This window comes from Cyanobium sp. BA20m-p-22, assembly GCF_024346275.1.
In the GTDB taxonomy this organism is placed as follows: Bacteria; Cyanobacteriota; Cyanobacteriia; order PCC-6307; family Cyanobiaceae; genus Cyanobium_A.
Genome location: NZ_JAGQCQ010000219.1, coordinates 1 through 6,338, shown reverse-complemented (window position 1 = coordinate 6,338; position 6,338 = coordinate 1). Strand labels below are relative to the sequence as shown.

Annotated in this window: 9 protein-coding genes; 1 reads left to right on the top strand and 8 read right to left on the bottom strand. The window is 64.3% G+C overall.

The features are described from left to right. On the top strand, positions 1 to 494 hold a 494-nt coding region (locus KBZ15_RS16165; protein WP_255016218.1), incomplete at its 5' end, for a transposase. A gap of 152 nt (positions 495 to 646) precedes the next feature. Here the strand turns inward: KBZ15_RS16165 and KBZ15_RS16160 are convergent. The 8 genes from KBZ15_RS16160 to KBZ15_RS16125 all read right to left on the bottom strand — a co-directional run. Further along, the gene (locus KBZ15_RS16160) at positions 647 to 2,311 is read right to left on the bottom strand and encodes an ATP-dependent DNA ligase (RefSeq protein WP_255016217.1); all 1,665 of its coding nucleotides are present in this window, start codon (positions 2,309 to 2,311) and stop codon (positions 647 to 649) included. A 5-nt stretch (positions 2,312 to 2,316) separates the two neighbouring features. Beyond that, complete coding sequence (locus KBZ15_RS16155) at positions 2,317 to 3,066, bottom strand: phytochelatin synthase family protein (RefSeq protein WP_255016216.1); 750 nt, start codon at positions 3,064 to 3,066, stop codon at positions 2,317 to 2,319. Positions 3,067 to 3,093: 27 nt separating this feature from the next. Beyond that, positions 3,094 to 4,092, bottom strand: a complete 999-nt coding sequence (locus tag KBZ15_RS16150; protein ID WP_255016215.1) for a ligase-associated DNA damage response exonuclease — start codon at positions 4,090 to 4,092, stop codon at positions 3,094 to 3,096. After that, on the bottom strand, positions 4,064 to 4,786 hold the full coding sequence (gene pdeM / locus KBZ15_RS16145; RefSeq protein WP_255016214.1) for a ligase-associated DNA damage response endonuclease PdeM: 723 nt from the start codon (positions 4,784 to 4,786) through the stop codon (positions 4,064 to 4,066). The genes KBZ15_RS16150 and pdeM overlap by 29 nt, the downstream gene beginning before the upstream one ends. Next, entirely contained in the window at positions 4,786 to 5,400 is a 615-nt protein-coding gene (locus tag KBZ15_RS16140; RefSeq protein ID WP_255016213.1) for a glutathione S-transferase family protein, read from the bottom strand. The genes pdeM and KBZ15_RS16140 overlap by 1 nt, the downstream gene beginning before the upstream one ends. Positions 5,401 to 5,466: 66 nt before the next feature. Further along, a complete protein-coding gene (locus KBZ15_RS16135) occupies positions 5,467 to 5,694 on the bottom strand; it encodes a hypothetical protein (protein WP_255016212.1) in 228 nt (75 codons plus the stop codon). Positions 5,695 to 5,770: 76 nt separating this feature from the next. Further along, positions 5,771 to 5,950 carry a hypothetical protein gene (locus KBZ15_RS16130; RefSeq protein WP_197149377.1) on the bottom strand — a complete coding sequence of 60 codons (180 nt, stop codon included), beginning with the start codon at positions 5,948 to 5,950 and terminating at the stop codon, positions 5,771 to 5,773. A gap of 56 nt (positions 5,951 to 6,006) precedes the next feature. Beyond that, positions 6,007 to 6,338: EamA family transporter (locus tag KBZ15_RS16125; protein WP_255016211.1), on the bottom strand; the 332-nt coding region annotated here is incomplete at its 5' end.

Below are 6,338 nucleotides of genomic sequence, written 5' to 3'. Positions count from 1 at the left end.
AGAAGGACTTGGATGCGCGATGGGTTAAAAAGAACGGCATCAATCACTACGGCTACAAGAACAATATCTGTATCGACGTGGAACATGGATTTATCAGGCGCTATGCCGTGACACCGGCCAATATCCATGACAGCCAGATGCTGCCAATGCTTCTCGATCCTGAGAACACAGATGATTATGTTTGGGCAGATTCTGCCTATGCAGGCGAGTGCTTTGAAAACCTACTGAATCTTGGCGGTTTTGAAAGTTGCATTCATGAAAAAGGTAGCCGCAATCACCCGCTAAGCGACGCAGCCAAAGAGTGTAACCGTATTAAATCAGCAATAAGAGCTTGTGTTGAACATGTTTTTGGCTGTATGACCATGTCTATGGGTGGCAAGATGACTAGAAAGATTGGGCTTGAGAGAAACAAAGCATGGTGGGGTCTCAAGAACCTGACATTCAACTTCCTGCGATATCTTCTAAGAGCGGATCGCGGGCTTGCACTCGCATGAGTAATAATTAGTACGAAGCCGCCTGAGTCAATTCAGTCATTTTGATGTACAATTTATTAGATCCTTTGGCGCCGCAACGCGTTTTTTGTAAGCTTTTGTAGATGTGAAATTCTTGATTTTTCGAGGTTCCCATATGCCAGACCCTGCCCCAATTACTGCTCCAGCAACTCCAGGGCGCTGACCAAGGTGTCCGCCTCAGCGGCTGGTTTGTCCTGGCGCCAGCGCCTGATGCGGGGGAAGCGCACGGCGATGCCGCTTTTGTGGCGGCTGGAGCGCTGCAGCCCCTCAAAGGCCAGCTCAAATACCTGCAGGGGCTGCACGGCCCGCACTGGACCAAAGCGCTCAGTGGTGTGGCTGCGGATCCAGCGATCCAGCGCCGTGATCTCGCCATCGTCGAGGCCGGAGTAGGCCTTGGCGAAACTCACAAGCTGGACCGTGTCGCCATCGGGCCCGGGTTGGCGATCCCAGAGCCCGAAGGTGTAATCGGTGAACAGGTTTGCGCGGCGGCCACTGCCGGCCTGGGCGTAGAGCAGCACCGCATCGAGCGTAAATGGATCGCGTTTGTGCTTCCACCAGTGGCCCCGCCTTCGGCCCACCAGATAAGGCGAATCGAGGGCCTTGAGCATCACTCCTTCGGCGGCGGCGCTGGCGGCCTGCTGGCGCAGCGGCTCTAGCTCCTCCCAGGTCTCCAGGGGCAGGCGGGGGGAGAGGCGCAGGAGCCCGGCTGCGGGGGTGGGTGTCGTTTCAGGTAGGTCTTGGAGCAGGTCCTCCAGGGCTGAACGGCGCTGGCTCAGGGGTCGCTGGCGCAGGTCGTCGCCCCCCAGTTCGAGCAGGTCGTAGGCCACAAAGGCCGTGGGACACTCGGCCAGCAGCTTGCGCCCTGGTGCCTTGCGGCCCAGGCGGCGCTGCAGCTGGGCGAAGGGGGCCGGCTGGTCGGAGCCGGATGGCCACACCAGGATCTCGCCGTCGAGCACGGTGCCGTTTGCCAGGCAACCTGCCGCCTGGAGCAATTCGGGGAAGGCGGCACCTATCAACTCTTCGCCGCGGCTCCATAAATAAACCTCGTTTGCTCGGCGGATCAGCTGGCCGCGGATGCCGTCGAACTTCCACTCCGCTTGCCAGGCGCTGGCGGGGCCGGCTGGTTGCTGCTCCAGGGGTGAGGCCAAAAAGAAGGGGTAGGGGCGGCTGGGCACCGGGGCGGCCTGGTCGGCGGGGGACAGCAAGGCCCCATAGGCAAAGGGGCTGGGGGTGAACCCACCCATCAGCCGGTGCTGCAGCAGCGCTTGCTCCAACCCGCTGAGGCGTGCCAGGGCCCGCAGCACCAGCCCCTGCCCCACGCCCACCCGCAGGCCGCCGGTGAGCAACTTGTTGGCCACCAGCAGTTCGGCCGGACTCAGGCCCCGCCAGAGGTGGCGCACCGCATCGGCCTGGGCATCGTCTTCGAGGGCGGCGGCGGCCGGCAGCAGCTGCTCCATCCAGCTGTACAGCGGAGCGGCGGCGGCATCACTCCCCCCTGGGGCCTGCGTTGCCTCCGGAGCCAACTGCCGCCAAAGCAGGGCGATGGTTTCGGCCGAATCGCCCACCTGGGCATAGCAGTCGTCGAACAACCACTCCGGCAGGGGGGAGCCCTCCAGGCAGATCTGGCGCAGGCGGCGGCCGGTGATCAGGCGCTTGCCCTGTTTGCCCAGCAGCACATGCAGGGCCCAGGCGGCATCAGCGGCATCCACCTCACTTAAGTAGGAGACCAGGGCCTCAACCCGGGCGTTGGAGCCGCTGCAGCCATCCAGTGCTGTGTAGAGGGCGGCAAAGCGGCGCATGGCTCTCAGATGCGCCTAACCACCACCAAGCCGCGCCTGCGGCCGGAGCTGCTGTCGGAGCTGCGAATGGCTTGCCAGAGATCGGCCAGGGGCACCCACACCGAGGGATAGCGGTAGCGCGCCACATCGAGGATCAGCACCCGATCCGTGGCAGCGTGGTATGCAGCCACAGGCGAAATGTGGCCGCCGCCGGCCTGCCCTAGGGCCTGGCGGTCGTAGTTCACCAGCAGTCGATCAGAGGGATCACTGAGGTTTCTGCGCAACAGCAGGCGGAACTGGGCCTGGCTGAGCCGGTCGCCGTGGATGGCCCGGGCCTGCAGCCCATGGCTGGCCAGCAGGGCCCGCAATTGCTCCAGGTTCATGCCCTGGCGGGCCACAAGCTCGGGGGCCAGCACCGCCCGGGTGCTGGCGGAGTCGAACACGTTCTGCTGGGTCCAGAAGCGATAGCTGCCGTAACCCGCCGCCGCCGGAGCCGGCACCGCCAGGCTGTTGAGAACCATCACCATGCTGGCCACGCCGCAGTAGGCCAGGTTGGCCTGGGTGAGGAACTGCTCGGCCAAGGGGCCGTAGTCGGCCCGGTCGACGCTCTGCAACAGCAAGGTCTGGCCCTCGCGCTCCGGCAGGGGAATGGTTCTGGCTGGCTGGGCCAGGGCGGCGGGTGCCAGGGCCAGCAGCGCCAGCAAAGCGAAGCCAAGGCCGCTGCAGAAGTTGAGAGTTCGCCCCTGAGCAGTTGTCCTTTGGGGTACCGGCAGCACTGATAGGGATTGGGCGCTCGCTGCTGATCATGGCGCCCTTTGCCCCTCCAATGGCTCGGCGCTGATCCCCTCCACCTCGCGTAGGTAACGGGCCAGGCCGTCGCTGTTGCCGTGGGTCACGTAAACCTGCCGGGCGCCACTCTGCTGGACGCTACGGATCAGGCCAGGCCAGTCGGCGTGGTCGGAGAGCACGAAGCCGCGCTCATAGCCGCGGCGGCGGCGGGCGCCGCGCACTGCCATCCAGCCGCTGACGAAGGCCGTTTGCGGCAGCTTGAAGCGCTTCATCCACACCGAGCGGTGGGCCGAAGGCGGCGCGATCACCAGCCGGCCCGCCAGGGATTCCCCCTTGGCAATTGCGCTCACCGGCAGGGTGGGCGGCAGCCGCACCCCAGCCTCCCGGTAGGCCGGCATCAGCGCTTCCACAGCGCCATGCAGCAAAACCTCTTCGGCCACGCCGATGGCGGCGAGTTCGGCCAGCAGCCGCTGGGCCTTGCCGAAGGCATAGGCAAATAGGAGCGAGGGGCGCTCCGGCGCCGCCTGCCACCAGCTCAGGATCTCGCCGGCCACCTCGGCGCCGCTCTGCCAGCGATAGATCGGCAGGCCGAAGGTCGCCTCAGTAATAAATACGTCTGCCTGCACAGGCTCGAACGGCGCGCAACTCGGGTCGGCGCAGCGTTTGTAGTCGCCGCTCACCAGCCAGCTCTCGCCGCCCGCCTCCAGCCGGATCTGGGCGCTGCCGAGCACGTGCCCCGCACTGTGAAACGACACTCTGGCCTCGCCGATGCGGTGTAGCGCTCCGTAGTCGACCGGGATCAGGTTGATCGAGGCTCCCAGGCGCTGTCGCAGGATTGCTTCGCTGGCGCCCACCGCCCAATATTCGCCGCAGCCGGGCCGGGCGTGATCGGCGTGGGCGTGGGTGATCAGGGCCCGGGGCACCGGCCCCACGGGGTCTATCCAGGCCACCGCTGCCCGGCAGTAGAGCCCCTGGGGGGTGAGCTCAAGCAGGCTGCCGGGGGGTAGGGCCATGGCAGCAGTCTGGCTGAGTGAAACCGAGCAGGCGTCCCGCAGTCCAAGCAATCACGGCCCCTTCGGCCACCAGCCAGAGCCGTTCGCGCCCGGAGCAGGGGTGACCTCCAGTCAGGCGGCCGAAGGCGGGCAGGGCGAGCCGGCCGCTGGTTTGGCAGTAGCTGAAGCAGGGCAGGCGCAGCCGGTCGGCCCCACATCCCACCTGGGCCACTGGATGGAGGTGGCCACACAGGTTGAGGAGGCCGGCCCGCGGCTCGGGTATGTGGCTCAGCCACCAAGGGCCCAGCTCCTGGGACGGTTCCTGGGGCAGTCCTTCGATCCAGCTGCCCTGTTCGTGGTTCCCGCCGATCAGGCGCAGCTGGCAGCCCAGCAGCTCCGGCAGGGCTGCCAGCTTGGAGCGAAGTTCAGCGGTTAGCCCCAGGCGGCTGTGGATCAGGTCGCCCAGCACGACAACCTGCTGGGGCAGCAGCTGATGGGCCAGGTCCAGGAGTCCGTTGAGCGTGGCTGCATCGCCATCACTGGGCAAGGGAATGCCGTGGACCTGGAAGGTTTCCGCCTTACCCAGATGGAGATCGGCGACGAACAGAACCTGGCGCTGGGGATCCCACACCGCCTTGGCAGCCAGCAGCACGAGGGGGTGGCCCTGCCAGTCGAAGGTGGCAGTTGGGGCGACACCACCCGGGGCGGCAGGCATCAAATTTTGCCCATGCCGCGTTGATAGGCGTCCCTGGCCTGGGTGGCCGCGATCGTGGCCTGCACGTTTGGGTAGGGGTTGAGATCAATCTGGGGGAAGAAGACTGGCAGATAGGCCAGATAGGCGTTTACGGCGCAATCGGCGACGCTCCAGAGCGGATCTCCCCAGGGGCCTGCAAGCAAGGAACTCCCACCAGCCAGAAGGCCATCGAGCACAGTCATCAATTGCGGGAATTCCCTCTCCCGGTTGGCCGGCACAAACAGGGCGACAGCCAGGGTGGAATTGGCAAATAGAACCCACTGGGTAGCAAGGGCGCGCTGGGCTGCCACCTGGTCTGCAGTGCCAGTGAATTCGTTGGCGTGGTGGTCTGCCAGATGCAGCAAGATGGCACCACTTTCAAATAGCTGCAGCGGTTCTCCGCCTGGAGCCCTCAGCGTTTGGTCAACAAGGGCAGGCACCTTGGCAAAGGGGTTGATTGCCGCAAAAGCATCGGTTTTATGCTCTCCAGCCTGCATATCTAGCTGAACCCACTCATAGGGGATTGCCCTCTCCTCCAAATACCACCTGGGGATGGAGGCACGACTGCGAGCGCCGCCAAAGAGCTTCAAGGTCATGAACTTGTGCTGGAAGGCCAACAGGGTCCGCCCCTGTTTAGCCCACCTAGGCCCAAACCAAAACTATTAGGAGGCCTGCTGGTAGAGCTCTTCGAGCCGCTCGCGGCTCAGGTCGATGTAAAGCACCTCCTCGCCGGGTTCTGGGGCTTCTGGATGGCGCTTAGGGCTTGAACCGCGAACAGGTACTGGAGCAAGGGCAGCTGCACCGCGGAGGTTTTGGGTCATCAAGGCGAAGGCCCCGCCAGCGATGGCCGCAAAACAGATCAGGTAGATGGCAGCCAGGAGGTCGTTCAAGGATGGAATCGCTTTCGCCAACCCTAGTGTGAAGAACTGTTAACCGTGGCCGCTCGCCCGCTGAAAAGGTGCGGGTTCAGCCCCCAATTTTACGATCCAGCCACTGGGTCAGCACATAGACCCCGATGAACATGGGCAGATAGGCCACCCACATGTTGGGGAGATTGAGCTCTGAATTGTTGATCAGAACAAGACCCCCGTAGCTGGCGGCTGCGTAAATCAAGGCCCTGCGCAGTGGCGCGGTGATCTTTTTCAAGCAAAAGGGAACTTCGGGCTCTTCTCCAAGCTATGCCCAGGAAACCTGCATGGGGCCTACACCCACGCAACCAAGGCAGCGCCTACGGCCATCAACAGCACCCCCAGCCAGGCCCTGAGATCGAGCTGCTCGCCCAACAGCACAAGAGCCAGCAGCGCGATCAGCACCACGCTTAGTTTGTCAAGGGCCGCAACCCCGGCAACCGGGCCCAGCTGCAGAGCACGGCTGTAGCAAAACCACGACAAGCCGGTGGCCACACCGGAGAGGGCGAGGGCACCGAGGCCTAGAAGCGGCAGTTGCCGCAGCTCCTGCCAGTCCAACCGGCCGGTGGCCAGCAACACCAGGGCAAGCACAATCGCCACCGCCAGGGTGCGGAATAGGGTCGCCA

What these genes read in the sequence shown, in the direction of transcription:
- KBZ15_RS16150 (WP_255016215.1), bottom strand. Translation starts at nt 4,092, where the DNA reads ATGGCCCTACCCCCCGGCAGCCTGCTTGAGCTCACCCCCCAGGGGCTC.
- KBZ15_RS16140 (WP_255016213.1), bottom strand. Translation starts at nt 5,400, where the DNA reads ATGACCTTGAAGCTCTTTGGCGGCGCTCGCAGTCGTGCCTCCATCCCC.
- KBZ15_RS16160 (WP_255016217.1), bottom strand. Translation starts at nt 2,311, where the DNA reads ATGCGCCGCTTTGCCGCCCTCTACACAGCACTGGATGGCTGCAGCGGC.
- pdeM (WP_255016214.1), bottom strand. Translation starts at nt 4,786, where the DNA reads ATGCCTGCCGCCCCGGGTGGTGTCGCCCCAACTGCCACCTTCGACTGG.